The sequence below is a fragment of the Gemmatimonadota bacterium genome, assembly GCA_016704275.1.
Taxonomy (GTDB): domain Bacteria; phylum Gemmatimonadota; class Gemmatimonadetes; order Gemmatimonadales; family GWC2-71-9; genus Palsa-1233.
Genome location: JADJAK010000001.1, coordinates 502902 through 528964, shown reverse-complemented (window position 1 = coordinate 528964; position 26063 = coordinate 502902). Strand labels below are relative to the sequence as shown.

General features: G+C 69.1%; 22 protein-coding genes and 1 pseudogene. 12 read left to right on the top strand and 11 right to left on the bottom strand.

Annotated elements, in window-relative coordinates; all coding sequences use genetic code 11:
• The first annotated feature begins 47 nt into the window (after positions 1-47).
• A pseudogene (gene mtnA / locus IPG05_02460) lies at positions 48-1086 on the top strand (S-methyl-5-thioribose-1-phosphate isomerase).
• Here the strand turns inward: mtnA and IPG05_02455 are convergent.
• Both IPG05_02455 and IPG05_02450 read right to left on the bottom strand, forming a co-directional pair.
• Positions 1087-3069 carry a bifunctional aldolase/short-chain dehydrogenase gene (locus tag IPG05_02455; GenBank protein ID MBK6493962.1) on the bottom strand — a complete coding sequence of 661 codons (1983 nt, stop codon included), beginning with the start codon at positions 3067-3069 and terminating at the stop codon, positions 1087-1089.
• A 139-nt stretch (positions 3070-3208) separates the two neighbouring features.
• A complete protein-coding gene (locus tag IPG05_02450; GenBank protein MBK6493961.1) occupies positions 3209-4522 on the bottom strand; it encodes a divalent metal cation transporter in 1314 nt (437 codons plus the stop codon).
• Positions 4523-4638: 116 nt separating this feature from the next.
• Here IPG05_02450 and IPG05_02445 point away from each other — a divergent pair, with 116 nt between their 5' ends.
• Positions 4639-6057 (top strand): alkaline phosphatase family protein, encoded by a 1419-nt coding sequence (locus IPG05_02445; protein MBK6493960.1) that lies wholly within the window; start codon positions 4639-4641, stop codon positions 6055-6057.
• Here IPG05_02445 and IPG05_02440 read toward each other — a convergent pair.
• Positions 6050-7969 (bottom strand): hypothetical protein, encoded by a 1920-nt coding sequence (locus IPG05_02440; protein ID MBK6493959.1) that lies wholly within the window; start codon positions 7967-7969, stop codon positions 6050-6052. The genes IPG05_02445 and IPG05_02440 overlap by 8 nt on opposite strands.
• Positions 7966-9081: a zinc-binding dehydrogenase gene (locus tag IPG05_02435; protein ID MBK6493958.1), complete on the bottom strand. Its 1116-nt coding sequence runs from the start codon at positions 9079-9081 to the stop codon at positions 7966-7968. Before IPG05_02435 ends, IPG05_02440 begins: the two co-directional genes overlap by 4 nt.
• 219 nt (positions 9082-9300) lie before the next feature.
• Between IPG05_02435 and IPG05_02430 the strand changes: the two genes are divergently transcribed.
• Positions 9301-9609 carry a hypothetical protein gene (locus tag IPG05_02430; GenBank protein MBK6493957.1) on the top strand — a complete coding sequence of 103 codons (309 nt, stop codon included), beginning with the start codon at positions 9301-9303 and terminating at the stop codon, positions 9607-9609.
• A 92-nt stretch (positions 9610-9701) separates the two neighbouring features.
• Here IPG05_02430 and cadA read toward each other — a convergent pair whose 3' ends face one another.
• Positions 9702-11933 carry a cadmium-translocating P-type ATPase gene (cadA, locus tag IPG05_02425; protein MBK6493956.1) on the bottom strand — a complete coding sequence of 744 codons (2232 nt, stop codon included), beginning with the start codon at positions 11931-11933 and terminating at the stop codon, positions 9702-9704.
• On the opposite strand from cadA, the gene IPG05_02420 reads away from it, so the two are divergent.
• Positions 11900-13177: a cation:proton antiporter gene (locus tag IPG05_02420; protein ID MBK6493955.1), complete on the top strand. Its 1278-nt coding sequence runs from the start codon at positions 11900-11902 to the stop codon at positions 13175-13177. The genes cadA and IPG05_02420 overlap by 34 nt on opposite strands.
• A 6-nt stretch (positions 13178-13183) precedes the next feature.
• On the opposite strand, the gene IPG05_02415 is transcribed toward IPG05_02420, so the two are convergent.
• Together IPG05_02415 and IPG05_02410 are read right to left on the bottom strand one after the other, a co-directional pair.
• On the bottom strand, positions 13184-13384 hold the full coding sequence (locus IPG05_02415; protein MBK6493954.1) for a hypothetical protein: 201 nt from the start codon (positions 13382-13384) through the stop codon (positions 13184-13186).
• 11 nt (positions 13385-13395) lie between these two features.
• Positions 13396-14529: a site-2 protease family protein gene (locus tag IPG05_02410; GenBank protein ID MBK6493953.1), complete on the bottom strand. Its 1134-nt coding sequence runs from the start codon at positions 14527-14529 to the stop codon at positions 13396-13398.
• 195 nt (positions 14530-14724) lie between these two features.
• Here IPG05_02410 and rho point away from each other — a divergent pair, with 195 nt between their 5' ends.
• From rho to mltG, 3 genes are read left to right on the top strand one after another with little or no spacing between them, the layout of a single operon-like run.
• Complete coding sequence (rho, locus tag IPG05_02405) at positions 14725-15972, top strand: transcription termination factor Rho (protein ID MBK6493952.1); 1248 nt, start codon at positions 14725-14727, stop codon at positions 15970-15972.
• Positions 15973-15984: 12 nt separating this feature from the next.
• Positions 15985-16470 (top strand): Holliday junction resolvase RuvX, encoded by a 486-nt coding sequence (gene ruvX, locus IPG05_02400; GenBank protein MBK6493951.1) that lies wholly within the window; start codon positions 15985-15987, stop codon positions 16468-16470.
• Positions 16467-17432, top strand: coding sequence for an endolytic transglycosylase MltG (gene mltG / locus IPG05_02395; GenBank protein MBK6493950.1), 966 nt, complete (start codon positions 16467-16469; stop codon positions 17430-17432). Before ruvX ends, mltG begins: the two co-directional genes overlap by 4 nt.
• A gap of 171 nt (positions 17433-17603) precedes the next feature.
• On the opposite strand, the gene IPG05_02390 is transcribed toward mltG, so the two are convergent.
• Positions 17604-18227 (bottom strand): thiamine phosphate synthase, encoded by a 624-nt coding sequence (locus IPG05_02390; GenBank protein MBK6493949.1) that lies wholly within the window; start codon positions 18225-18227, stop codon positions 17604-17606.
• A 51-nt stretch (positions 18228-18278) separates the two neighbouring features.
• Between IPG05_02390 and IPG05_02385 the strand changes: the two genes are divergently transcribed.
• Both IPG05_02385 and IPG05_02380 read left to right on the top strand, forming a co-directional pair.
• Positions 18279-19433: a class I SAM-dependent rRNA methyltransferase gene (locus IPG05_02385; GenBank protein MBK6493948.1), complete on the top strand. Its 1155-nt coding sequence runs from the start codon at positions 18279-18281 to the stop codon at positions 19431-19433.
• Between the two features lie 30 nt (positions 19434-19463).
• On the top strand, positions 19464-20330 hold the full coding sequence (locus tag IPG05_02380; GenBank protein ID MBK6493947.1) for a hypothetical protein: 867 nt from the start codon (positions 19464-19466) through the stop codon (positions 20328-20330).
• A gap of 91 nt (positions 20331-20421) precedes the next feature.
• Here IPG05_02380 and IPG05_02375 read toward each other — a convergent pair whose 3' ends face one another.
• Positions 20422-20625, bottom strand: a complete 204-nt coding sequence (locus tag IPG05_02375; protein ID MBK6493946.1) for a hypothetical protein — start codon at positions 20623-20625, stop codon at positions 20422-20424.
• A 586-nt stretch (positions 20626-21211) separates the two neighbouring features.
• Here IPG05_02375 and tdh point away from each other — a divergent pair.
• The 3 genes from tdh to IPG05_02360 are packed head-to-tail and all read left to right on the top strand — an operon-like array spanning position 21212 to position 24154.
• Positions 21212-22255, top strand: a complete 1044-nt coding sequence (gene tdh / locus IPG05_02370; GenBank protein ID MBK6493945.1) for an L-threonine 3-dehydrogenase — start codon at positions 21212-21214, stop codon at positions 22253-22255.
• Entirely contained in the window at positions 22252-23457 is a 1206-nt protein-coding gene (locus IPG05_02365; GenBank protein MBK6493944.1) for a glycine C-acetyltransferase, read from the top strand. Before tdh ends, IPG05_02365 begins: the two co-directional genes overlap by 4 nt.
• Positions 23458-23515: 58 nt before the next feature.
• On the top strand, positions 23516-24154 hold the full coding sequence (locus tag IPG05_02360) for a hypothetical protein (GenBank protein ID MBK6493943.1): 639 nt from the start codon (positions 23516-23518) through the stop codon (positions 24152-24154).
• Between the two features lie 128 nt (positions 24155-24282).
• Here the strand turns inward: IPG05_02360 and IPG05_02355 are convergent, their stop codons facing one another.
• Together IPG05_02355 and IPG05_02350 are read right to left on the bottom strand one after the other, a co-directional pair.
• Positions 24283-24849 carry a hypothetical protein gene (locus IPG05_02355; protein MBK6493942.1) on the bottom strand — a complete coding sequence of 189 codons (567 nt, stop codon included), beginning with the start codon at positions 24847-24849 and terminating at the stop codon, positions 24283-24285.
• A 124-nt stretch (positions 24850-24973) separates the two neighbouring features.
• The gene (locus IPG05_02350) at positions 24974-25903 is read right to left on the bottom strand and encodes an NYN domain-containing protein (protein MBK6493941.1); all 930 of its coding nucleotides are present in this window, start codon (positions 25901-25903) and stop codon (positions 24974-24976) included.
• Positions 25904-26063: the final 160 nt, after the last annotated feature.

The window sequence follows — 26063 nt, the reverse complement described above, 5'->3', positions numbered from 1 at the left end:
AATGCCGGGGTTATTCTCCGGCACCCCGCCCCGCCCCGGAGCCGTCCGTGAACGTCGCAGGCCAACCGACCCGCACCCTCTGGATTGCCCCCGATGGACGCGGGGTCGAGATCATCGACCAGACGCGCCTCCCGCACGACTTCGTCGTGCTCCGCCTCGACACACTGGACGCAATGGCCCACGCGATCCGGAGCATGCAGCTCCGCGGCGCGCCATTGATCGGTGTGGCCGGCGCGTACGGCATCGCGCTGGCGATGCACGCCGATCCGTCCGATGCTGCCCTCGACGCCGCGGCCACCACGCTGCTCGCCACCCGCCCCACCGCGGTGAACCTCCGCTGGGCGCTCGACCGGATGGTGGCACTGCTGCGCCCCCTCGCCCCTGCCGAGCGCGTCGAGGCGGCCTATCAGGCGGCAGCCCAGATGGCGGACGACGACGTGGCGGCGTGTGCGGCGATGGCGGCGCACGGCGAGCCGCTGCTCCGTGCCCTCTGGGCGCAGCATCCCGAACGGCCGCTGCAACTCCTCACCCACTGCAACGCCGGCTGGCTCGCCACCATCGATTGGGGCACCGCCCTCGGCCCGATCTACCGCGCCCACGACGCCGGCATTCCGCTCCATGTCTGGGTCGACGAGACCCGCCCGCGCAATCAGGGCTACCTGACGGCGTGGGAGCTGGGGCAGCACGGCATGCCGCACACGGTGATCGTCGACAACGCCGGCGGATTGCTGATGCGGCAAGGGGAAGGTCGACGCCTGCATCGTGGGGACCGACCGCACCACGCGCACCGGTGACGTCGCCAACAAGATCGGGACCTACCTGAAGGCGCTCGCGGCACACGACAACGGCATCCCGTTCTACGTGGCGGCACCGTCGTCGAGCATCGATTGGGAGACCCGGGACGGGATGCGCATCGTGATCGAGGAACGCGACCCGGGCGAGGTGCATTCCCTCCCCGGTGTGGCGGCGCACAACCCCGGCTTCGACGTCACGCCGGCCCGCCTCGTCACCGCGCTGATCACCGAACGCGGCGTCTGCCCCGCGTCGGAAGCCGGGTTGCTGGGGCTCTTTCCAGAGCGCGCCTGACTACACCACGCGATCGCTGCCGCCGTCAATCGGAATCTGTGCGCCGGTCGTCTTCGCGAAGGTCGGCCCGAGGAGCGCCAACACCGCGTTCGAGACGTCGCGCGTGGTGATCTCGACGCCGAGGAGGTTGTTGCGGATGTAGTCCTCGGTGGTGAGGCCGTAGGACTCTGCCCGCGCCGCCAGCACCTCGGGGGTCCAAAGCGCGGTGTCGACCACCAGATGCGGGTGCACGGTGTTGATGCGGATGCCGTCCGTGCCCAGCTCGAGGGCGGCAACCCGCGCCAGCTGGGCGAGCCCGGCCTTGGCCACGGAATAGGCCGCCGCGCCAGGGCCGGGCGCGGGGACATTCTTCGACCCGACGATCACCACGCTCGGATCGAAGCCATGACGCAGGAACGGCACGGCGCTCCGGAGCAGCGTCATGTGGCTGGTCAGGTTGAGCTGCAGACTCTCGGCCCAGCGCGCGTCGTCGAGCTGCTCGATCCGCGCCCCCGCCGCAAAGACCCCCGCGTTGCTCACCACGTGGTCGAGGCCGCCGAAGCGGCGGACACATTCCGCGATCGCACTTGCCATCGCGGCCGCGTCGGTCGCATCGGCCACCCACCCCACCAGTGATCCGCCGCGCGAGAGCGCCGTCACCTCGGGATTGATGTCGGTCGCCAGCACCGCCGCCCCCTGCGCGTGCAGCGCCAGCGCCACGGCGCGCCCGATCCCGCTCGCCGCTCCGGTCACCAGCGCCACCTTCCCCTGCATCGACGGCGGCGCGCCACCCTGCCGCAGCTTGGCCTGTTCGAGCTCCCAGTACTCGACGGCGAAGAGGTCGGCCTCGGGGAGTGGCGTCCAGCCGCCCAGCTGCTCACCCCAAGTGATGGCGCGGGCGGTGTGCCTGGCGAGGTCAGTCACGATCGCGGCGTCCTTCACCGAGGCGCCGATGGCCACGAAACCGACGCCGGGCCAGAGGATCCAGCGCGGCGCCGGATCGAGGCACGTGAGCTCCGGCGTCGCATGGCGGCCAAAGTAGGCGCGGTACCACTCGGCGTATTCGGCGAGTGCCGTCTCCCAGTCGCCACTCGCCACCAGCGCCAGCGGCTTGGTGCGAATGACGTGGTCCGGCGTGAGCGGGCCGCGCGTGGCGACCTGGGCCGCGTCCGGCCGTGACGCGAAGGCGACGGAATCGTCGGCGCGGTCGAGCGCGGCGATCACCGGCGTGCCCTTGGCGAGGCCAACCGCGCGCCGCAGCGCGGCAAGGCGCAGCATCTCGTCGTGACCTGGCGCGGCCCCCTGCGCCGTGCTCGGCGGTGCCAGCGACGCACCCTTCGACGCGAGGTACTCCTCCGCGCGGGTGACCAGCCCGATCATCCGCTCATAGCTGCTCTTGGCGTCATCGCCGAAGGAGAAGACGCCGTGGTTGAGGAGGACGATCCCGTCGACCGCGCTCCAGTCAGTCACCTTGGTCATCTCCCGCACGGCGCGCGCGAGCACGAAGCCCGGCATCACGTACGGCACCACCAGCACGCGAGGACCATAGATGGCGCGGATCGCGGCCTCGCCGCCCGGTGAGTTGCTCACCGCCACCACCGCGTCGGCGTGGGTGTGGTCGACGTACGTGAAGGGGATGATGGCGTGGAGAATCGCCTCGACCGAGGGCGTCGGTGCGCCCGGGTCGAGCATCGCCGCGCGCTGCGCACGCACCATGTCGGTATCGGAGAGAACGGGAAGGTCCGCCATCCGCTGCAGCACGTCGAGACGCACCGGCGCGAAGCCGGCGGCCTCGATGGTCGCGAGGTCCCAGCCACTCCCCTTGATATGGAGGACCGGGACCTCGTCGCCGAAGAGATCGGGGACCGTGTCCTTCACGGAGGTGTTGCCGCCGCCGTGCAGCACCAGGGCGGGATCCTGCCCCAGCAATCGGGAGGAATGGACCCGGAAATCGAGCGGCGTCTGGCAGCGAGCGGCGTCGGAGTCGGACCAAAGAGAGCGCATGCGGAAATCTACTCTCCTGGTTCTCGATGATCGATGGGCGATGATCGATGATCGATCAGCCACGGTTCGTTACCGAACACTCTCTCCCCGTTCCCGCCACTCGACCATCGATCATCGATCATCGATCATCGATCATCGACTATCCCGTCGCAAACATCGCAATCGCCGCCCCGAACATCACCACCGTCGTCACGCCCACCGTCACCATCCCGAGCCGCGACGACGGCTGCCCCTGCATGATGGCCTTGTTGCCCGCGACCATGAGGATCGCCGTGAGGAGAAAGGGCGCCAGCACCCCGTTGAGGACGGCGGTCCAGTACAGCGCCTTGACGGGCGAGATGTCGGCGAAGTCGAGCAGTACCCCGATCAGGAGCGAGACGACGATCACGGCGTAGAACGGCTTGGCGCGTTTGAACTGTTCGTCCATTCCCTGCTGCCAGCCAAGCGTCTCGGCGAAGGCATACGCCGCCGAGCCGGCCAGTGTGGGAATCGCCAAGGCGCCGGTGCCGATCACGCCGATGGCGTACAGCCAGGACGAGAAGCGCCCGGCGAGTGGCTCGAGCGCCTTCGCCACTTCGGCACCGGTCGCCAGTTCGGTGATGCCCGCCTTGTGCAGCGTCAGTGCCGTCGTCAGGATGATGAAGAACATCGCGAGGTTCGAGAAGAAGGTGCCGAAGCCGACGTCGAGCTTCCGGGCGTGGAGTTGCGCCTCGGTCGCGCCCCGCCGGGCTTCTTCCGTCACCTTGCCCGCGGCCTTTTCCTCCTCGACCTCCTGACTGGCCTGCCAGAAGAAGAGGTAGGGGGAGATCGTGGTGCCGAGGATCGCGACGACCGTCGACCAGGCCTCGCGCGAGCGCAGGCCGGAGGGGAAGAAGGTGTCGTGGAGCACGGAGCTCCAGACCGGCTTGAGATCGATCGCGGCGATGATGTAGACGCCGAGCACCAGGGCGAGCCACTTGAGCACGCGCGCGAAGACCGCGTACCGCAGTTGCACCGTTGCCCAGGCAATCAGGCCGCCGAAGACGACCACCATCAGGTGGGAATTGACCCCGGTGATCAGCTCGGCGGCGTCGGCCATCCCGGCGAGATCGGCGCCGATGTTGATGGTGTTGGCGATCATCAACCCGACGCACATCACCAGCAGCACCGAGCGGGAGAACTTCTGCTGCAGGGCCGCCGCCAGTCCGTGCCCGGTCACCATGCCGATCCGCGCGCACATCGTCTGCACGGCTGCCATCAGCGGCCAGGTGAGCAGCGACATCCAGAGCAGCGAGGTGCCGTAGCGGGCGCCGGCGATGGAGTAGGTGGCGATCCCCGACGGATCGTCGTCGGCCGCGCCCGTCACCAGCCCCGGCCCGAGGGAGTGCCAGAACCGACGCACGGCGCGGGGGCCGCCACGGACCCATCGCGCCGAGTCGGTCGGACGTTCCACGATCGGGGGGTCAGGCGCCATGCAACATCCTGTGTCAGGGGGGTGCTGGAGTATACCCGGGCCCGGCCCCTGCCCCTCGACCTACGACCGACTTACGACTCCGCTCTCGCTTCTCGCTGCTCGCTTCTCGCGTTAAAATGCCCGCCGTGAAACGCGTCCTCCTCCTCCTGATCGATGGCCTCCGGGCCGATGTCGCCGAGCGCGAACTCGCCGCGGGCCACCTGCCGCACCTTGCCGCCCTGACGGCGGGTGGCACGCGGTCGCGTGCGGCCACGGCTTTCCCATCCACGACCAGCGTGGCCTATCTCCCCTTCCTGACCGGCGCGTTGCCCGGGCGCTGCAACGTCCCGTCCATTCGCTGGCTCGATCGCGAGGCCTATACCGGCCGCTGGTGGGCCGACCGCGACGCGGTGCGCAGCTACTGCGGCTGGCAGGCGGGGCACCTGAATCGCGACATCGCGCCCGACGTGGCCACGATCTTCGAGCTGGTGCCGGAGAGCATCGCGATCTTCTCGATGATCACCCGCGGCCTCCCGACGGAGGCCGACAGGATCCAGGGCGCTCGGAAGTTCTGGGGGACCATCTCGCACTACACCGAGAACCACCAGCCGGGCGACGACGCGGTCGCCGCCGAATTGCTGGCACAGGCGGGCGGCGATTGGCGGTTCTGCTTTGCGCAGTTCCCCGCCGTCGATGGCCACACCCACGCCGCCACCCCCGACGCGCCCCGCGTGCTCGACTCGCTCCGAAAGGTCGACGCCACCATCGGCGCGCTCACCGAGCGGCTGCGTGCCCTCGGCCGGCTCGACGACACGCTGATCATGATCGTGAGCGACCACGGCGCGGCCCCGGTGCACCACCACCTCGACCTTGCCACCTGGTTCCGGAAGCGTGGCGCGCGGACGCTGGCGCATCCGGTCCTCTGGACTCGGGACCCGCAGGTCGCGGTGATGGTGGCGGGCAACGCGCAGGCCGCCGTCTACGCCACACCCAACGTCCCACGCGCGGCACGGCATCCACTCTCGATGCTCCGCACCCCGGGCGCCCTCGGCATCGCCGGCGACGCGGTCGCGTCACTCACTGCCGAGGCGGGGATTGCACTGGTGGCGGGTGCGGAACCGGGCGGTGGCGTACGGGTGGCCTCGGCGGCTGGCGAGGCGACGCTCCGCCGCGACGGCGAGGCGATTCATTACACGCGCGAGAGCGGTGATCCCCTGGTGATCGGCGCCGATGCGACGCATGATCATCGCGAGTGGTTGGCGCGCACGATCGACGGCCCCTTTCCCGATGGGCCGGTCTCGCTGCTCGATCAATTCCAGGCGCCGCGCACCGGCGACCTCGTGATCGCAGCCGCCGAGGGGTGGGACTTCCGCGAGGCATGGGAATATCCGGAGCACAAATCCGGGCACGGCTCGTTGATCGCCGGCCACATGCTGACCCCGGCGTGGTCGAACCGGCCGCTCCCGTCCGGTCCACTCCGCACCGTTGACCTTTACCCGGTCATCTGCGCCTGGCTCGGCGTCGGGCCCAGCGAGCCGCGCCCGCTCTTCAGCTGACTTCGGCCGCCGCGCGCAGGGTGGCTGCCCGCAGCGCGGCGACCAGCCCGGCGCAGTGATCGGCCGTTCCCGGCGGATCGACGAGGTACGGCGTCATCACCACCGCTCGCAGCACGACCAGGCCGTGGCGTCGCCACTCGGCGTCCGACACGCCCAGCGCCCCCAGCAACGGCAGGACAATCCCGTCGGCCGAGGGTGAGGCGAGCCGCGTCCGCGTGATGTAGTAGTTCGGCGTCTCGTCACCCGGCGACAGCTGGCGGTAGACCGATTCGTTCATCGCGTTGAGCGCCTCGATGCCGTGCACCACTGGGCTCGTCATCACCCAGTTGACCACCGAAAGGTCGGGCACGGACAGTCGCACGGCGCCGGGCACCTCGAGCGCCTCGTGCAATCGGTGTGCGCCGGCGACGGCGCGTGCGATGATGGTGCCATACCCCCGCTCGTCGAGTGGCACCACACGATGGGACAGCCACACCGCAGCCGCCGCCGCCCCCGGCTTTGACCCCTCGAGTATCCAGCGACCGAGGAATCGCTCGTCGTCGCGCGCGTCGTGGGTCGGTTGGGAGAGGTAGGGCGGGTCGATCGCGACGAGGGCGCGCGCGCGTCGATCGCGGAGGAGGAACGCCCCGGCCGGATAGGGGATGTAGCCGAGCTTGTGCGGATCGATGGTGACCGAGTCGGTCTGTTCGAGCGCCGTCATCGCGGCGACCCAGGCATCCGAGGGCCATGAGATCCCGGTCGCAGCGCGGATCGTTGTGCCGCTCCGCCGCGTGCCATCGGCCGCGCGCGTCACCGAGGCGGCGTAGCCTCCGAAGCAGGCGTCGGCGTGCCAGTGAAAGGTGAGGCCCAGGTCGTGGGCGGCGCGAGCACGCACCTCGGCGATCTGGTCGAGCTGGTCGACCGCCCCTTCCTCCGTGCTGCCGCAGACACTCACGAGCGCCAGCACCGGCGTTCGCGTGGCCGCGCACTCCTGCAGGATGCTCCAAAGCGCGGCCGGGTCCATCCGCGCGTGCGCATCAACCGGCACCGCCAGCATGCAGTGCCCGCCGATGCCAAGCGCCCGGGTGATCTTCTCCCAGGAGTAGTGCGCCGTCGAGGCCACCAGCACGACACCTGGCGCCAGGGCATCGCCGTACGCACTCGAGAGCTGGCGCGCGTAGTCCTGATAGCCGATCGTGGCGAGCGAATGCGCGTCGAGCGCCGCACGCGCCTCGGCCGGTGGAAGCAGCCGATGCAGTTCACGGTCGGCATCGAGCGTTTCGGTCGGTTCGAGATTGAGCAGCTGCCAGAGCGAAAGGTCCCGCAGGTCGCGACGCGTGCCGTCCGGCAGGCGAACCATCAGCGAAACGGCGGCGCCGGCCGCAGCCAGCGCCAGCGCCACGCCGTGATAGCGGATGCTCCGCGCGATCCACAGCGCCTCGAAGTTCGCGATCGTCCCGCCGGAGGTGAGGTGGCCCCACGACGCGCCGGCGGGATAGCCAATCATCGCCGCGAGCTGTTCGGCCACCTCCACTTCCAGCCGCGTGGTGACTGGCGACACTTCGGCCGCGACGTTGTTCGGGTTGTAGAGCATCGCCGCGAGATAGCCCAGCTGCGCGGCCAGCGTCTGCTCACCGAGCATGTGCCCGAGGTAGCGCCCGCTGTAGAAGGGGACATCGCGCTTGAGTGCGACCAGCAGCGAGCGGAACTCACGGGCCAAGAGGGTGCGCGCGGCTTCAGCGCCTGGCGCGGCGATTCGCTCGGGCGAGAGGACGGCACCGTCTTCCGGGTGGAACGCACGCCGCCAGTCGACGTGGTCGCGGATGGCCTCGGCGGCCAGCTGTTCGAGCTCCGCAGCGTTCTCGCCGCCGGGTCCGAGGAACCATGCCGCGAGCGCTTCGGTGGCAGGGCGGGAATGGTCAGCTGAGGTCACGCCGAGGCGCCCGGCACCACCAGTGCCTTGAGCACGCGGCGCTGTTCGACCGCTTCGAGTGCCTCCTGCACCCGCTCGAGCGGATAGCGGCCCGAGACCTGTTCGGCCCAGGGGATGCGGTCACCCCAGTGCGTGGCGAATTCGACGGCCCGATGGAAATGCGAGTAGTCGGAACCCCAGACCCCGCGGATCTCCACGTGGGTGCGATTGATCTGCCGATGCGGATTGATCGGGGTGTCGCCGTGGTCGGAATACTGGCCACAGACCACCACGCGGCCGCCATCGCGCACCAGGTCGAGTGCCTGCGTGACTGCCGCCGGCGCACCGGTCGCCTCGATCACGATGTCCGCGCCGCGGCCTTGGGTCATCCGGCGAACTTCGGCCACCCGATCGGCGGGCGGCAAGTCGAGTCCGATCACATGCGTCGCCCCCATCCGCTTGGCGTAGGCCAGCCGATCGACCGGTTCACCGATGCCGATCACCTGCCCGGCGCCGGCCTGTGCCGACAGGGCGATGATCGACTGCCCCACCGGACCGACGCCAAGCACCACGACCGTCTGCCCGAGCTGCACATCAGCGCGGTCCATCACGTGCACTGCGGTCACCAGGCCGCAGCCGCCCCCGATGAAGGTCTCCGGCCGGAGGCCGGTCGGGATGCGAATCATCTTGAGGCCGGGCTTCATCCAGATCGCCTCGGACCATCCGCCGAGCAGGCCGTCGTCGACGCCGTAGGTGATGCCGTAGACGCGCCGATGCGGGCAGCGCGTGGTCTGCTTCGCGACGAGGCAATACCAGCAGTTGCCGCAGGTCCCATGGACGTCGAGAAAGGTGACCAGGTCGCCTTCCTTGAAGCGCGCGCCGTGGATGTCGAGCAGCTTGCCACTCACCGCGGCGAGGACGCCGACGCTGACGTGCCCGGGAATGATCGGGAACGGCACCCCCGGCATGCGGCCCCGCCAGATGTGCACATCGGTGCCGCACACTTCCGAGTAGGAGGTGCGCAAGAGCGCCGACCCCGGTGCCAATGTCGGCGCGCCGAAGTTGACGACGCGGACCGGCGCATTGGGGGAGTCGATGACTGCGGCACGAATGGTCTCGCCCAACTGGGGCATGCGGGCCTCGCACGGAACGGGATGCAGGAAGGATCGCCGGGGAGGGGGGCGAGGGGAAGCGTAGCGGCGATCGGTACCAAGGCCGATATTCCGGAACCCCCTGCCCTGGATTCCGGATGCGATCACCCCGCTGGCCCCTCCTCGGGGCACTTCCGTATCCTGCTGCTCCTCGCCGCTCCCGCGACTGCCCAGGATGGGGTCACGGAGCAGTACGCCCGCGTGCAGCAGGGCCAGTGGAAGGAGTCCATCCGCTGGTTGCAGCAGCAGACTCGACTCCTGCCCGCCGACGCATCGCTGGAGCAGCGGCGCCGGAAGAAGGAGATCGAACTCGACTGGCAGTTCACCGTCGGGCTCTTCGACCAAGTCCCGTGGGGCGAACGCACGGCGGAAATGACCTCGCATCCCTTGACCCTGCTGGCGTGGGCGGTCGACGCGTGGAATCATGGCTTCACCGTCGAAGTCCGGAAGGAAGCCGAGCACTCGCCGCCCTTCGAAAGGCCAACCCGCAGTCGGTCGAACTCCAGTTGATCGAGCCGCAGGCGCGCGCCCTCTTCCTGCAGGGGAGTGGCCTCCCCGATTCCGCCGTCGCAGTGCTGCGCGCGGCCGCCCGACTCGAAGCGTCACGGGCTCGTCCTCCCGCCGTGCCGGGACCGTGTGGCGGACCGGCCATGGCAGTTGCGGCGAATTTCCAGGCGGCGACGAGGGCGTGGAGTCGACGGCGGGCGGCTGGGGTAGGGGTGACGCGATGGGATCATCGATCCCCTGTTCGATCTTCCCTTCGCTACTCTATGCGCCAGCAACCGCAGCGCATTCGCGATCACCACCAACGTGCTCCCCTCATGGCCGATCACGGCGGGGCCAATGGTGAGGATGCCGCTGGCCGCGAGGATCAGCAGGACGAGCATGACGCCGCCGGCGATCGCCAGATTCTGGAAGACGATCCGTCGCGTGGCCCTGGCCAAACCGATTGCCCAGGGGAGGCGGGCCAGATCGTCACCCATGAGGGCGGCGTCGGCAGTCTCGAGCGCGGCCGCGGTGCCGGCGCCGCCCATCGCGATCCCCACCGTCGACGCAGCGAGTGCCGGCGCGTCATTCACGCCGTCGCCCACCATCACCATTGTGCCATGCGCGGCCATCAGCTCGTGGATGGCGGTGACCTTGTCCTCGGGAAGGAGGTCGGCGCGCACCTCGTCGACGCCCACTTCCCGCCCGATCGCCTCGCCGACACCCCGGTGGTCGCCGGTAAGCATCACCAACGGCTTGAGGTGCAACGCCCGCAGTCGCTCCAGCGTGGCGTGGACCGACGGCCGCGGCGGATCGAGGAGCCCCAGCACGCCGAGCCAGCGGTCGCCGTGGCGGACGATCATCATGCTGCGGCCGCGGGCACTCATCTCCGCCAACGCCGCCGTGATCTCGGCCGGGAAGGCGACGCCGTCGTCCGTCCAGAGCCGCGCACTGCCGATCAGCACGGGCAGGCCGGCGACGTCGGCGCGCACACCCCGCGCCGTCATGCTCTGCAACTCGCCGGCGGCGGGCAGCGTCACGCCGTCCGCCGCCGCACGTCGCACCACCGCCTGGGCCAGCGGATGCTGTGACCGCGCTTCGACCGCCGCTGCAATGCCGAGGAGCTCCGGGACGGTGACGCCGGGCATCGGGGTCACGTCGGTCACCTCGGGGCGCCCGATGGTGAGCGTGCCCGTCTTGTCGAAGGCGACGGCGCGGACGGTGGCGAGTGCCTCAAGCGAGGCGCCGCCCTTCAGCAGGATGCCGTGCTTTGCCGCCTGCGCGATGCCGGCGAGCATCGCCGCCGGCGCGCCGAGGGCGATCGCGCAGGGCGAGGCGGCGACCAGCACCGTCATGCCGCGATAGAGGCTCTCGCCCCACGGCATCCACCCCATCAGTCCGGGCACCACGATCAGCAGGATGTCGGCGACCACGACGCCAGGCACGAAGATCCGTTCGAACCGTTCGGTGATCCGCTGGACCGGTGCCTTCGCCGCCTGCGCTTCCTCGACCAGTCGGATGACGCGGTCGAGTGTCCGGTCACCGACCGCGCGCGTCGCGGTGATCTCGAGCGCACCGTCACCATTCACCGTGCCGGCAAACACCTCATCGCCGGGCTCCTTCTCCACCGGCACCGATTCGCCGGTGATCGGCGCCTGGTTGATGGCCGATCGGCCGGTCCGTACCGTGCCGTCCGCCGGGAGCCGCTCGGCGGGACGAACGACCAGCACATCGCCGATGCGCACCTGCTCGACCGGGATCTCCACTTCGACCCCGTCGCGCAGCAGGCGCGCCTGCGCCGGTGCCAGATCGGCCAGATTGCGGATCGCCGACCGTGCGCGGTCGAGGGCGTATTCCTCCAGCGCATTCGCCAGCGCAAAGAGAAAGAGCAGGAAGGCACCTTCCGCCCACGCGCCGACGCTGGCCGCCCCGATCGCGGCGACGACCATCAGGAAGTCGATGTCGAGGTGGAAGGCGCCGCGACGCAGCGCGCGCACCAAGTGCAGCACCGGCTGGCGGCCGCCAATCACGCCGACGAGGCCGTACCCGACGAGGGCGACCCACGGCGCGAAGATCGCGGTCCGCTCGACGATCCAGCTGGTGAAGAGCAGCAGCCCCGCGACGCTGGCCCAGGCGAGCCCCTCGTGCTTCGCGAGCAGCCGCGCCAAGGGCGACGGCGTGCCGGTCCCGTACAAGGTCCGTTCCAACCAACTCTGATCCCTGCTCATCGCAATCTCCTCGACGCACCGCGTGGCGCGTTTCGAAGTGTAATGCCATGGTGCAAGGGTTCCATTCGGGAGTGTACCTTGGGGGTATGATCGTACTCGGACTCTTCTCGACGGCTCCATCCGCCGATGGACATGCCGTGACCGGACTCTTCCTGGTCCTCGCCGCCCTGGTCACGGTGGCGCGCCTCGGGGGCTGGGTCGCGATGCGCGTCGGCCAACCAGCCGTCCTCGGCGAACTCCTGGCCGGCATCCTCGTCGGGCCGTCGCTGCTTGGCCTGGTGACCCCTGGCGATCCGATGCTGGCGATGATCGCCGAATTCGGTGTCGTCATCCTCCTCTTCCAGATCGGGCTGCATACCGATCTCGCCTCGCTGCTCAAGGTGGGGCCGGCCGCAGCATCGGTCGGGACCATCGGCGTCGTGCTCCCCTTCGCTGCGGGCTACCTCGTGACCACGGCCCTCGGACTGCCGATGCTGCCCTCGGTCGTCTGTGCCGCAGCGCTCACCGCCACCTCGATCGGGATTTCGGCGCGCATTCTTGGTGACCTTGGCGAGCTCGAGACCACGGAGGGGAAGACCGTCCTCGGCGCCGCCGTGCTTGATGACGTTGTCGGGCTGGTCATCCTTGCGATCGTCGCCACGCTCGCCGAGGGGGGCGTGGTCACCACCGCGAGCGCCCTGAAGACCGGCGGTGTGGCCGTCGGCTTCCTGGTCGTCGCGTTGCTCGCCGGCCGACTCGTCGCGCCGCGACTCTTCGCCACGATCTCACGCCTGCACGTCAGCGGTGCCACCGGCGCGCTCGCCCTCGCGTTCGCGCTCGCCCTTGCGGCGGCCGCCGGCCTGGCCGGGTCGGCGATGATCATCGGCGCCTTCGCCGCGGGGCTGATCCTGCACGAGACGAAGCAGCGTCACACGATCGAAGAGGCCACGACCGGACTGGGGCACTTCTTCGTGCCGATCTTCTTCGCCTCCGTCGGCGCGTCGGTGGACGTCGCGGCGATGATGCAGCCGGCGGCGCTGCAGCTCGGCGGCCTGCTCCTGGTGATCGGGATCGTGGGGAAGTTCGTCGCGGGCTATGCCCCGTTCTGGCTGCCGGTTCGGCACGCGCTGATCGGCGCCGCGATGGTGCCGCGCGGCGAGGTCGGATTGATCTTTGCCCAGATGGGGCTGGCGACCGGTGCGCTCACGTCCGAGCATTTCGGGGCGGTGATGCTGATGGTCATCGGCACCACGGTCGTGACACCGCCGTGGCTCGCAGCGCTCTCTCGTCGCGGTGGCGGCCGCGGATCGCGGACTGCTTCGCCTGACTTCCAGCCCGGCCTCGACGACCTCGTTGCCGGCGACCGGGCACGGCGCGAGGAGTAGCGTCGGCTAGGCGCCCGGGGCTTCCTGGGTGCCGCGCAGGATCGCGCGCATCCGGATCGCCAGCTTCTCGATCTCCTTCAGCGCCTGCTTCACATCGGCCGACATCTCCTCGTCGCCGATCAGCAGCAGTTGCGTCTCGGCGAGAATGGCGGCCAGCGGATTGGCGAGGTCGTGGCGCAACTTGGCAATCGGATCGGGCTCGGCCATGCGGGACCTCGTCAGCGAAGGAAGGGGACTGGCACGAAGGTCAGCAGGAAGACGACGATGCAGAAGAAGCCGGTCCAGCGTCCGGCCGCGAGCACCGGACGTTCAGGCAACACCACTTCCGGGTGGGTCCAGCGTCCGCCACCAATGGCGAAGGTCAGGACAACCCAGAGATACCACATCGGTGCCCGCGGCGCGAGGAGGAGCAAGGCGCCGACACAGAGCAGCCCGATCGTCTTCTGCCGGCGGCCGACCAAGCCGTAGAGGACATGCCCGCCGTCCAACTGCGACAGGGGCAGCAGGTTGAGCCCCGTAATGAAGAGACCGACCCAACCGGCAAAGGCCTGCGGCGAGAGGAGCACTGCCCCAGTGCCCGGCAGGAGCCACTCCCTCAGCTGATGGGTCAGAAACGAGTCACCCAGGAACGCCGGCTTCCCGGCAAACAGCACGAAGGACGCAGATCCGGCCAGCGGGAGCTCCATGCGATGCGAGAGCTGGTAGCCCCAGATCATCACGCCAATAGCCACCACGAACCCCGCCAGCGGCCCCGCGGCGCCGACATCGAGCAGCTGCCGCCGATCATAGATCGGTGACCGGAGGCGGATGTACGCCCCGAGTCCACCGATCGGCGAGAGGTTTGGGGGCACCGGCAGGAAGTAGGGCGGCGAGACATCGATGGCATAGCGCCGCGCGGTCCAGTAATGGCCCAGTTCGTGGACGAGGAGGATGGAGAGCAGCGGCGCGGCGAACTCCCACCCCGGCAGCAAGGTCCGCCAGCCACCCTGGAGCGCAAATTCCGCGAATTCGACCACGGAACGCACCGCGCCCCAGAACCCGGGATGAACGGTCGGCACCCAGCGGCTCTGCAGCACGGCGCCCGCGCCGAGCGTGCAGAGGACCGTCAGCGCCAAGAGCGCGCCGTGCCACAACCAGCGTTCGGGGCGGGCCGGGACCGTCCCTTGGATAAGGACCAGTCGGGACTTCGCGTCGTCGGCCCAATACCACGCCCCCGGCCACGAGGCCAGGAGCGCCGAGAGCGCAGGCGAGGGACCCCGGTGTTCCGGGGCGACCACGCCATCCAGCACCTCGCGGGTCCCGGCCAGCGGCTGGGACCGCCAGACGGAGAAGAACGCGCGCGGGTCGGTCATCGCTGGTGTTGACGGGGCGCCAAACGCCCCATATGATTGGGCAATTGCAGGAACCCCCGCGTCCCTTCCGATGGTCATCTTCGCGCCTTCGCGCGAGCCCCATACGCCCAGCAACCAGACCGAACGCCCAAAGCCCGCTCCATCCTGTCGTGCCGCGTTGGCCGGCGGGGTTGGCGACGCCACCCGGAGATATCCGTGGATATAGCAGAACTGAAGCAGAAATCCGTCGCCGAGCTCCATGTGCTCGCCGCCGAACTCAACATCACCAACTATTCGGGCCTCCGCAAGCAGGACCTGATCTTCCGCATCGAGCAGTCGCTGCTCGACAAGGACACGGTCATCCGCGGCGAAGGTGTGCTCGAAATCCTGCCGGAAGGATATGGCTTCCTCCGGTCGCAGGATTGGAACTACCTGTACGGGCCCGACGACATCTATGTCTCCCCGAGCCAGATCAAGCGCTTTGACCTGCGCACCGGCGACACGGTGCAGGGCCAGGTCCGACCCCCGAAGGAGGGGGAACGCTACCTCGCCCTGCTCAAGGTCGAGAGCGTCAACTTCGAGGAGCCGGACAAGACCAAGACGCGGATCGCGTTCGACAACCTGAAGCCGCGCTATCCTGACGAGCGGATCCGCCTCGAGGGGAGCAAGAACGATCTCTCGATGCGCGTCGTCGACCTGATGTCGCCGATCGGCAAGGGCCAGCGCGGGCTGATCGTGGCGCCGCCGAAGGCCGGCAAGACGATCCTGCTCCAGAAGCTCGCCAACGCGATCACCGAGAACCACCCCGAGAGCTACCTCATCGTGCTGCTCATCGACGAGCGCCCCGAGGAGGTGACGGACATGCAGGAGAACGTCCAGGCCGAGGTGATTGCCTCGACCTTCGACGAACCGGCCGACCGCCACGTGCAGGTCGCCGACATGGTGATCGAAAAGGCGAAGCGCCTGGTCGAGCACGGCCGCGACGTGATCATCCTCCTCGACTCGATCACCCGTCTGGCACGCGCCCACAACGTCGTCGTGCCGCACTCGGGGAAGATCCTCTCCGGTGGTGTCGACGCGAACGCGCTGCAGAAGCCGAAGCGGTTCTTCGGCGCCGCGCGCAACATCGAAGGCGGCGGCTCGCTCACGATTATCGCCACGGCCTTGATCGACACCGGCTCGCGGATGGACGAAGTGATCTTCGAGGAATTCAAGGGCACCGGCAACGCCGAGCTCGTCCTCGACCGCCGCCTCGCCGATCGCCGGATCTACCCCGCCATCGACATCAACAAGTCGGGCACCCGGAAGGAGGAGCTCCTCCTCGACAAGGACGAGCTCAACCGCGTCTACCTGCTCCGCAACTTCCTGGCGGACATGCCGGTGGTCGAGGCGATGGAGTTCCTCCTCGAGCGGATGAAGCGGACCAAGACGAACAAGGAGTTCTTCGCCTCCATGGCCCAATGAGGTTCGGAATCGATGATCGATGACCCCCCCTCGATCGACTACGACTCATCGACCTACACCGCCTCCACGACCATCCACACTGGCCGCGTCCTGGCCCTCGACTGGGGCCACGCCCGCATCGGCGTCGCGATCACCGATGAGACGCAGCTTCTCGCCTCCCCGCTCGGCACGCTCACGCGCCGGGCGGGGAAACGCTTGCCGTTGGGGCAGTTTCTCGATCTGGTCGAGCGCGAGCATCCGGTCGGCCTGGTGGTCGGGCTCCCCCTCGATGACGAGGGGGCCGAAGGAGAGTCCGCGCTGGCAGCACGCGCCATGGGGGAGCAGTTCGCAGCCCGCGCATCGCTGCCGATCGCGTGGATCGATGAGAGCTTCACGACCGCCGAAACGCTCGAGCGGCTGACCGAGCGCGGCATCGCCCCGCGCCAGCGGAAGGCCGACATCGATGCGATGGCCGCCGCGATCGTGCTGGAGCGTTGGCTCGACGCGAGGCGGAAATGAGCCGCCGGCGCGTGGCGTTCGTGGCGCTCGCTCTCCTCACCGCGTGTGGCGGAGGCGACGGTCCGGCGGTCCGCGTGGGCGTCCCCAAGGGGAGCACGCTGGCCAGCATCGGCGACTCGCTCGTGGCGCGTGGCATCATCGCCAACGCGCGCTGGTTCCGGCTGCGTGGGCGGATGCAGGGTGTCGATCGGCGGCTCAAGCCCGGCGTCTACGAATTCGTCCCCGGCAGTTCGACCGCCGCACTGCTCGACCGGCTGGCGAGCGGCGATGCCGTCCGATTCAAGATCACGCTCCCCGAAGGCGCCACGCTCTTCGACCTCGCCCGCCGGGCCGAGAGTGTGCTGGCGATTCCCGCCGACACCTTGCTCCGCGCGGCCCGCGACAGCGCCCTGCGCCGGGAATTCGGGATCCCGGGTGCCACCGTCGAAGGGTGGCTCCGTCCGGTCACCTTCACCTTCACCGGTCTCGGCGGAGCGAAGGAGGTGCTCGAGGCGTTCCTCGACGCCCGCCGTTCGCATTGGCCGGCTGATTGGAAGGCACGTGCCGACGCCGCCGACCTCGACCAGGCCGACGTGATCTCCCTCGCTTCGATCATCGAGGCCGAGGCGATGCGCGCCGTCGAGCTGCCGCGGATCGCGGCCGTCTATCGGAACCGGCTCCGCCTGGGCATGCCCCTCCAGGCCGACCCGACAATCCAGTACGCCTACCTGGTCGATTCGGGCGCGCGGAAGCCGCGGCTCTACAACAAGGATTACGCCTACCCGTCACCCTACAACAGCTATCTCCACACCGGCCTGCCACCGACACCGATCGGCAACCCGAGCGATGCCGCGATCGAGGCGGTGCTCTCCCCCGCCCCGGGGCGCGAGCTCTACTTCGTCGCCGTGGGCGACGGGACGCATCTCTTTGCGGTGGAGTACTCGCAGCATTTGCGGAATATCAAGCAGGTGCGAGGCCGATAGGGACGATGGATGATGGATGATGGGTGATGGAATTGTCATCCTGAGCGAAGCGGCGGCGTAGCCGTCGCGAAGTCGAAGGACCCCTCTCCGAGCGCTTCGGGGAAGAGGTCCTTCGACTGCGCAGCCCTGCGGGCTGCTCCGCTCAGGATGACAGCATTCTGCAATTATCCATCATCCATCATCCATCATCCGGTACTTCCTCGCCCCCCCCTCCACATCCTCCCCCCCCAGAATCCCGCTCGCCACGGCGACGCCCGCAAAGCCTGCGGCGAGCGCCGGCGCGACATCCTCCGGCTGTACGCCACCGATGACCACGCATGGACGAGTGCCCGCCGCCGCCAGCAGCATCGCGGCCCCATCGCGTCCGAGGGCCAGGCCGGCATCATCCTTGGTGCGGGTGCCATGCAGCGGCCCGATGCCCCAATAGTCGGCGGCGAGCCCGCGCTCGATTTCGGCGTGACTGCCCACCGACGCACCCAGGAGGAATCCCGCGGGGACGATTCGCCGGGCCCGGGCTGGCGGGAGGTCGTCGGCGCCGAGATGGACGCCCGCCGCGCCGGCGGCGATGGCGATGTCGAGCCGGTCGTTGACGAAGATCGGGACCGGCAGGAGCGCCACGAGGTGGCGGGCCAGCGCGAGAAGGTCGCGATCGGTGGCGTGCTTGAGCCGGAGCTGAATGGCGGTGACGCCTCCCGCGACGGCGGCGCGCGCCACGGCGATCGGGTCGCGCGCGCCCAGCAGGGCGTCGTCGGTCACGAGCAGGAGACGGAGGGTGGCGGCTAGATTCTCGCGCATGCGGAACGAAATCAGCGGGGGTCGCCCCGGCAACGCCAGCCGGAGGGACCGATGACCGACGCCATCGTGAGCGATCGCGGGGCCAAGCGATGGACCACGGGCCACCCGTGGATTTACCGAAGCGACGTGCGCGAGCACCCGCCGGAAGCTGGCGTGGTCGCGGTGCGCGACGGACGCGGCCGCTTTCTCGGGCGGGCACTCTGCTCGCCGAGCTCGGAGATCCGCCTGCGCCTGCTCGAGCGGCGCGACGTCCCGATCGATGGTGGCTGGTGGCGCGAGCGGCTCACTGAATGCCGCGACCGGCGGCTCGGTCTCGATGCCTCGGCGTGGCGCGCGGTGCACGCCGAGGGCGACGGGCTCCCGGCATTGATCGTCGACCGCTACGACCGATGGCTCGTGGTGCAGCTGCTCTCGGCCGGTCTTGAGACGCAGCGGGCGATGATTGTCGAGGCGCTTCGCGAGGTGTTCCAGCCCGAGGGGATTCTCCTCCGACACGACGTCCCCACCCGCCGGCTCGAGGGGCTCGACGATCGCGTCGAGCTCGCGATGGGGACGGTGCCGGAACAGGTCGAGGTGCGCGAGGGGTCGGTGCGCTGGTACGCCGCGCCGTGGACCGGACAGAAGACCGGCGCCTTTCTCGACCAGCGGGAGAACCGCCAACTCGCCGGCGCCCTCGTCCCGGAGGGCGGCACCGCGCTCGACTGCTTCTCCTACCATGGCTCCTTTGCGCTCCACCTCGCGCAGCGCGCCTCCGCCGTGACGGCGCTCGACGTCTCGGCGGACGCGCTCGCCCGTGGGGCAGAGCACGCGGCGCTCAACGGCTTCGGCCAGATCGAGTTCGTGACCGGCGACGCCTTCGACGTCCTCCCGGCCTGGGGGCGCGAGGGCCGCCGCTTCGATGTCGTCGTGGTCGACCCGCCGGCCTTCGCGAAGAGCAAGGCCAGCGTCCCCGCCGCGCTCCGCGGCTACCATGAGGTCAATCGCCGGGCGATGCGCCTGCTGGCCCCGGGGGGCTGGCTCGTCAGCGCCTCCTGTTCCTTCCACGTGCGGCGACCGGAATTCCTCGCGATGCTCGCCGGGGCCGCCGCCGACAGTGGCCGCCGGCTGACGCTGCACAGTGTGCTGGGCCAGGGCGTCGACCATCCGGAGGTCATCACCATCCCGGAAACCGGCTATTTGAAGGGGGCCATCCTCCGAGCGGATTGACGCGGGGGCGCAATTTCGCAAAGTTGTGGGATGCTTTCCCAGCAGCAGCTTCTCGCGACCGCCCCCCGGCGGCGTCCCCTCCGCTCGCTGCGCCAGCAATACGATCTCTACATCATGGACCGGGTCGAGCAGTACAAGAACCGGATCTCCCGCGAGGAGCTGATGCGCCTCGCGGACAAGGCCGTTTGCGAAGTGCGCCGCTCGGACGCCGACCAGTTCCTCCTCACCGAAGTCCTCGCGCAGGAAGCGGTCGACGCGCTGATCATCCAGATGCTCGGGATCCGCGGCTTCGAGGCGTGGCGGAAGTCCTACCCGAAGCGTCGGGCGGCGCAGCGCGAACCGATCCACTGGAACCTCGACGACACCCATCTGGTGGCGGGGCTGGCACCGCGGATCGAGCCGGGCGACCAGGCGCTCGTGGTCGGCGTCGGCGCCGAGCAGTGCGCCTACCTCCTCGCTGCCCATGATGCCGACGTGACCTTCCTCGACCGGGACTTCACCGTCGTCGAGCGGGCCGAGGGTCGGGTCGCCGATGAATCGCTGTCGTCGACCTTCGATGCGATCTGCGTCCAGTTCGGCCAGTGGCTCCCCTGCATTCCGGGGGGCTTCGCGCTGGTGGTGCTCGACGCGGGCACCCTCTCCTCCCTCTCGCCGGGTGAGCGCCAGGTCCTGCTGACCGAACTCCAGGGATTGACCGCCCCCGGCGGGCTGCACGCCCTGGTGCCGGACGGCCAGGGGGCCGGGCCGGAGGGCTTTGCCGGACACTACACCAGTTGGCTGCGGGAAACCCTGCCGCCGACCGGACGTCGGACGCGCGGGATGGCGTCGCGCGGCGCGCTCTTCTGCAAGCCGGCGGCCGAACAGACGGTGACCGGGCGACACAACGCCCGAGCCTGATTTGGCGGTGGGGGGAAAAGCATAGGGCCGGCAACGTGCCGGCCCTTTTTACTTAGCTGCCTCTCACGGCGAAGGCCGCGAGAGCGACTGCTTACGCAGCCTTCTTCGCGGCCTTCTTGGCGGCCTTCTTCGCCGGACGCTTGGCGGCCTTCTTGGCAGCCTTCTTCGCCGGACGCTTGGCAGCCTTCTTCGCGCCCTTCTTCGCGGCCTTCTTCGCCGGACGCTTGGCAGCCTTCTTCGCGGCCTTCTTCGCCGGCCGCTTCGCGGCCTTCTTCGCAGCCTTCTTGGTAGCCATGGAGCCTCCCTGAGGATTAAAAAATTCGTGAGCACTCGACGTACGTGCGGTACTCACGGCGACGACCCGCTCCTGTCGGCGGAGTAGCGTCGGCATATACAAGATCAAAATTTTCCTTCCGGGCGCAATACCCCCCGCAACCCGGAACCCTCACCGGGGCATCGGCTTCCACCGATCGTCCACATGAATTTGGCACCGAGAATACGGCGCCACGGGGCGGCATCATGATGCGCGCGCGGCGTGTGTTGCATCGCGCGCACCGGCGCGTCGCGATGTCGCACTGTGCGCGCGTCGGCCGCAAAGCCTTGTGAAATGCGGCTTTCCACGATACGCGTGAGCGCACGACACGCACCATCCCGTGCAGCGCGTCACGAACGCGCCGATGCCGCGCGGTGCGCGCCGCGCACGCGACGAGATCCTCCAACCGGCCACGAGCGGGGGATTTTTCCCCTCCGCGCGCCCGGTCCGCCGCTCCCCCGAAAATGGCCACGAACGGTCAAAATCTTTCTGGCGGCATCGGCGGGGGGACCTTGGGTTGCTCCGGTCGGTCACCCATATTTGGCGCTTCCTCACCACCGGATTCATCATGCGTGCAGTCGTGAAGGCAGCTCCTGGCGTCGGGATGGACGTCGTCGAACGACCGGTCCCCGACGTCGGTTCACGCGACGTCCTCATCAAGGTGCACCACGCCGGCGTCTGCGGCACCGACCTGCACATCTGGGAGTGGGACGCGTGGGCGTCGGCCCGACTGAAGCCACCGGTGGTGATCGGCCACGAGTTCGCCGGCGAGATCGTCGCGCTCGGAGCAGAGACGGAACGCGAGGGACTTTTTCACATCGGCGACCTGGTGACCGCGGAGGGACACATCGTCTGTGGCCACTGCATCCCCTGCCGCACCGGCAACGCACACCTCTGCGCGCGGACCCGGATCATCGGCGTCGACCGCGACGGCGCCTTCGCCGATTTCATCGCGATGCCCGCCGACAACGTGATGAAGCTGGACGGGATTCCGACCGATATCGGCGCCATCATGGACCCGATCGGGAACGGGGTCCACACCGCCCTTGAGGGGGGGGCGGTCCCGGGCTCGACCGTGCTGGTCCTGGGTTGCGGCCCGATCGGCTGCTTCGCCGTGGGGGTCCTCCGGGCGGCCGGCGCCTCCCTGGTCCTGGCCTCCGACTTCAACCCCTTCCGCCGGCAACTCGCCGAGCAGATGGGGGCCCACCACACCTTCGACCCGGCCAGCGACGACGTCGTCGCGCGGTGTCGCGAGCTCACCGGCGGGATCGGCGTCGACCTGGTGTGCGAGATGAGCGGGCATCCGGCGGGACATGCGCAGGCGTTCGCCGCGGCCCGTCCCGGGGGCCGCGTGAACCTCCTCGGCACACCGAGCAAGACGACCGAAGTGGAGTTCGCCCGCGACATCATCTTCAAGGGATTGACCCTCTACGGCGTCACCGGCCGACGGATGTATCGCACCTGGATCGAGATGTTCCGGTTTCTCCGCGCCGGCCAACTCGACCCTCGCCCCGTCATCACCCACCGCTTCCCGCTCGAGCAGATCGCCGACGCCATCGCGGTCATCAAGGCGGGTCAGGCGGGGAAGGTCATCCTGGAGATCGGCGCATGAGTACCCCGACCGCGCTCGACACGCGCCTCACCGCCGCGCTGGCACAGTTCCGCCGGGACGGCGTGTACAAGACGCTCAATCACATCGCCTCGCCGCAGGCTGCCCGGGTACAGATGGAGGGGCGTGGCGAGGTGCTGATCCTCTCGTCCAACAACTATCTCGGCCTCGCCGCGCATCCCACCGTGATGGCCGCCGGCAAGGCCGGGATCGACCACTTCGGCGCGGGAACCGGCTCGGTGCGCTTCATCTGCGGCACCTTCACCATTCACCGTGACCTCGAGGCCGCCTGTGCCCGGCTGGTCGGCACCGAGGCCGCGCTTTCGTTCGTGAGCTGCTGGAATGCCAACGAGGCGCTCCCGGCCACGGTGCTGACCGCCGACGACATCATCCTCTCCGACCAGCTCAACCACGCCTCGATCATCGACGGGCTGCGGCTGGCGAAGTCGATCACCAAGTGCGAGACCGGCGTCTACAAGCACGGCGACTTCGCGGACCTCGACGCCAAGCTGACGGCCGCGGCCGACAAGCAGGTCAAGATGGTCGTCTCCGACGGCGTCTTCTCCATGGAAGGGTCGATCGTCGACCTCCCCGCCCTGCTCGCGGTCTGCCGCAAGCATGGCGCGGTGCTCTGGATCGACGACTCCCACGCGACCGGAGTCCTGGGCGCCACCGGCCGCGGGACCGCCGAACATTTCGGCCTCGTCGGCGAGATCGACATCATCACCTCGACCCTCGGCAAGGCGCTCGGCGGGGCGGCGGGCGGCTTCGTCGCCGGCTCTGCCGCGCTCTGCGATTACCTCACGCAACGCGCTCGGCCGCAGCTCTTCACCAATGCCCTTCCGGCCACCGTGGCGGCGTCGGCCCTGGCCGCCATCCAGGTCCTCGAGGCGGAGCCCGAACGGGTCACCCGGCTGCGGGAGAATGCCCGCTATTTCCGGCAGCGGCTGCAGGACCTCCACTTCCAGCCACTTCCGGGCGATACTCCCATTGTCCCCGTGATTCTCGGCGAAACCGCCGCCGCCATCCGGATGAGCGAGCTCCTGCTGGATGAAGGCATCTTCGTCACCGGCTTCGGTTTTCCGGTGGTGCCTCAGGGGGCCGCCCGGGTGCGCTGCCAGCTGTCGGCGGATCACACCCGGGAGGATCTGGACGCTGCCCTGGCCGCGTTCGAGCGGGTGGGACGGCAGTTGGGGCTGGTATGAGCCACATCGGCCTGTTCCTTGCTGATTGCACCGTCGATTCCCTACCGGAGGCATTCTGATGTCGCAGATCCAGCGGGCGTTCGGCGCCTGTCTCGTCGCCCTGGCCCTGGCCGCGGTCACCCCGGGCCGCGCTACCGCCCAGCGGGACGACTCCTACACCTGGAAGCTCGGGTTGCAGGCCGGCTCCATGATGATCCAGACCCGGACCCAGGACACGAAGATCCTGCCCTCGGCCGGTGCCCACATCCTGATCATGGGCCGCCGCGGCGGGCTGATGGTCGGCGTCGACGAGGGACTCGGGTCCGACGAGCAGTCGGGGCTGATCCTCTTCAACGACGTCCGTCGCTATCAGGCCGTCTTGATGGCGTTCCCGGTGAAGGCCCCGCTCGAGCCGTACTTCGGCGTCGGCGGCGGCATCATGCAGGTGATCTCGCCGCGGGTCGATCCCGTCGTGCAGGATCCCTTCACCCGCGCCGATCTCCTCAGCTCTGCGCAGGACGCCTCGGCGTACGCCTTCATGACCGGCCTCGCCGGCGTGCAGGGCCGCTGGAATCGCTTCACCGCATTCGCCCAGGCGCAGATCCACACCGCCCCCGGCGATGACAAGCTGATCCGCGGCGCGAGCTACTCGTTCCACGGCGGCATCCGGATCGGGCTGGGGAGTGCCAAGGAAGGGGTGAAGGCGGGCGGCTACTAACGTCGAAGGGGGCGGGCGGTGTTGGGCCGTAAGTAGACGGCGAACGGCAACGGCGAGGCCCGGCGGAGATCCCTCCCGCCGGGCCACGTTTCGCGTTTGATCACTTCCTACGACCTACGACCTACGACTTACGACTTCTTTTTGGGCGCCGCCTTCTTCACGGCCGCCTTGGCCTTCGGCGCGGGCTTGGCGGCGGCCTTCGCCGTCTTGGCCTGCTTCGCCGGGGCAGCTGCCTTGGCGGCCTTCGCGGCGGGCTTCGCCTCGGGCTTGGGACCCTTGGCCGGCTTGGTCGCCTTGGTGGCGGCCTCGGCCGCCGGCTTCGCCGCCGGCGCCTCGAGCGTCACTGCACCAACCGGCGTGAGGTTGATCACACCGACCATCGGCATCCCGGAGGATGCCGGGGTGCGCGCACCGCCACGGAAACGGATCCCCGGACGCGGTGCCGCATTGCCATCGGCGTCGAGCACCGGGGCCGCGTTCGCTTCGGGCGCCGACCGACGCTGCATCGCCAACTCCATCCGGTGCGGCGACACCTCGTACTGATCGTCGCCGAGCAGGCGGACATCGGCGACTTCGGCGTCGTTGGCCTGGCGCAGCAGCTTGAAGAAGCGCGGCACTTCGAGCAACACATCCTCGGTGCCGTGCAGGGCGGCCATGCGGGCCCGCACCACCTCGTGACCGGCCGGCGTCGGCAATTCGCCAAGCGCACGACCGAGGAGATGGAACGACTCGGCAAGGGTCAGCCCACTCGGCTCGGCGACATACGGCGCCGACGGTGCCGCGGCACTCGGCGCGGCGATCGACGGAGTGGCGCCCTCCTCACCCTTCCCGCGCCCGCGTCCACGACCCCGACCGCGACGACGCCCAGCCCGCTCTTCGGCGGACTTGCCATCGGCCGGTGCGGCCTCGACGGCGCGTACCGCAGGCGCCGGCGTAACGACCGCTGCCGTCGCCGGACCACGTCCGCCGCGACCGCGCGGCGGGCGGCTCTCCTTCACCGGCGCGACCCGGCACACCCTTGCCCGGCGCGACGTCGTACTGACCGTTCTCCTGCTTGATCACCTGGATCAGGCCGCGCGCACCCGCCTCGGTGACGAACTTCGAGAAGCGATTGAAGCCGGCGTTGCTCTCGTCGAAGTTCGGGTCGAGCTGCTGCATGACCTGCTTCAGGCGATCGGAACGCATGACGTCGCCCTGCGCCGCCATCTTCTGCACGGCCTCGACCACGAGCTCCCACGGATCGCGCTGCGCCGACGGGGCGTCGCTCTCCTTGGTCAGGCCCGCGAGGTCGGAGTACGAGAAGTACTCGTCGCAATTCTGGATCAGGATGTCGGACGCCGACTCACGGATACCGACCCCGATGACGTACTTGCCGTACTCCTTCAGCTTGAGCACGAGCGACGAGAAATCGCTGTCACCCGAGAGCAGGATGAAGGTGCCGATCTCGGGACGCGTGAAGACGAGCTCCACCGCATCGACGGCGAGCCGGATGTCGGTGGCGTTCTTCTTGTTGGTGCCGAAGGCGGGGGCGAAAATCAGGTCGATCGAGGATTCCGACAGCGGCACGATGTACTGCGGGTAGCGGCGCCAGTCGGCATAGGCGCGCTGAACGGCGACCTTGCCCTTGATGATGTCGGAGTTGAGGAGGGTGCGGAGTTCCTTGGTGAGGTCGGAACGAACGCCAAGGGTCACATTGTCGAAGTCGATCAGCAGCGCCGCATTGGGCGCGTGCAGGGCGGGTACGGCCATATGCCGTCCGGCCCGAAAAGCGGGGAGCGAAGTCACGACGGTCCTGTGTGTGTGGCCGTCCCCGGTCTTGTCCTCCCGACCCCGTCACGCCGAGTGGCGGACATCGTGGGGTCGGGGCAGGCAACGATCGAGACGGCGTGCGGTCCGTGCGGCGCCCCAA

Excerpts from the sequence above, each read along its gene's own strand:
- IPG05_02455 (MBK6493962.1), bottom strand. The coding sequence starts at position 3,069 with ATGCGCTCTCTTTGGTCCGACTCCGACGCCGCTCGCTGCCAGACGCCG.
- IPG05_02450 (MBK6493961.1), bottom strand. The coding sequence starts at position 4,522 with ATGGCGCCTGACCCCCCGATCGTGGAACGTCCGACCGACTCGGCGCGA.
- IPG05_02445 (MBK6493960.1), top strand. The coding sequence starts at position 4,639 with ATGCCCGCCGTGAAACGCGTCCTCCTCCTCCTGATCGATGGCCTCCGG.
- IPG05_02435 (MBK6493958.1), bottom strand. The coding sequence starts at position 9,081 with ATGCCCCAGTTGGGCGAGACCATTCGTGCCGCAGTCATCGACTCCCCC.
- IPG05_02420 (MBK6493955.1), top strand. The coding sequence starts at position 11,900 with ATGATCGTACTCGGACTCTTCTCGACGGCTCCATCCGCCGATGGACAT.
- cadA (MBK6493956.1), bottom strand. The coding sequence starts at position 11,933 with ATGGAGCCGTCGAGAAGAGTCCGAGTACGATCATACCCCCAAGGTACA.
- IPG05_02415 (MBK6493954.1), bottom strand. The coding sequence starts at position 13,384 with ATGGCCGAGCCCGATCCGATTGCCAAGTTGCGCCACGACCTCGCCAAT.
- IPG05_02410 (MBK6493953.1), bottom strand. The coding sequence starts at position 14,529 with ATGACCGACCCGCGCGCGTTCTTCTCCGTCTGGCGGTCCCAGCCGCTG.
- ruvX (MBK6493951.1), top strand. The coding sequence starts at position 15,985 with ATGATCGATGACCCCCCCTCGATCGACTACGACTCATCGACCTACACC.
- mltG (MBK6493950.1), top strand. The coding sequence starts at position 16,467 with ATGAGCCGCCGGCGCGTGGCGTTCGTGGCGCTCGCTCTCCTCACCGCG.
- IPG05_02390 (MBK6493949.1), bottom strand. The coding sequence starts at position 18,227 with ATGCGCGAGAATCTAGCCGCCACCCTCCGTCTCCTGCTCGTGACCGAC.
- IPG05_02385 (MBK6493948.1), top strand. The coding sequence starts at position 18,279 with ATGACCGACGCCATCGTGAGCGATCGCGGGGCCAAGCGATGGACCACG.
- IPG05_02380 (MBK6493947.1), top strand. The coding sequence starts at position 19,464 with ATGCTTTCCCAGCAGCAGCTTCTCGCGACCGCCCCCCGGCGGCGTCCC.
- IPG05_02375 (MBK6493946.1), bottom strand. The coding sequence starts at position 20,625 with ATGGCTACCAAGAAGGCTGCGAAGAAGGCCGCGAAGCGGCCGGCGAAG.
- tdh (MBK6493945.1), top strand. The coding sequence starts at position 21,212 with ATGCGTGCAGTCGTGAAGGCAGCTCCTGGCGTCGGGATGGACGTCGTC.
- IPG05_02365 (MBK6493944.1), top strand. The coding sequence starts at position 22,252 with ATGAGTACCCCGACCGCGCTCGACACGCGCCTCACCGCCGCGCTGGCA.
- IPG05_02360 (MBK6493943.1), top strand. The coding sequence starts at position 23,516 with ATGTCGCAGATCCAGCGGGCGTTCGGCGCCTGTCTCGTCGCCCTGGCC.
- IPG05_02350 (MBK6493941.1), bottom strand. The coding sequence starts at position 25,903 with ATGGCCGTACCCGCCCTGCACGCGCCCAATGCGGCGCTGCTGATCGAC.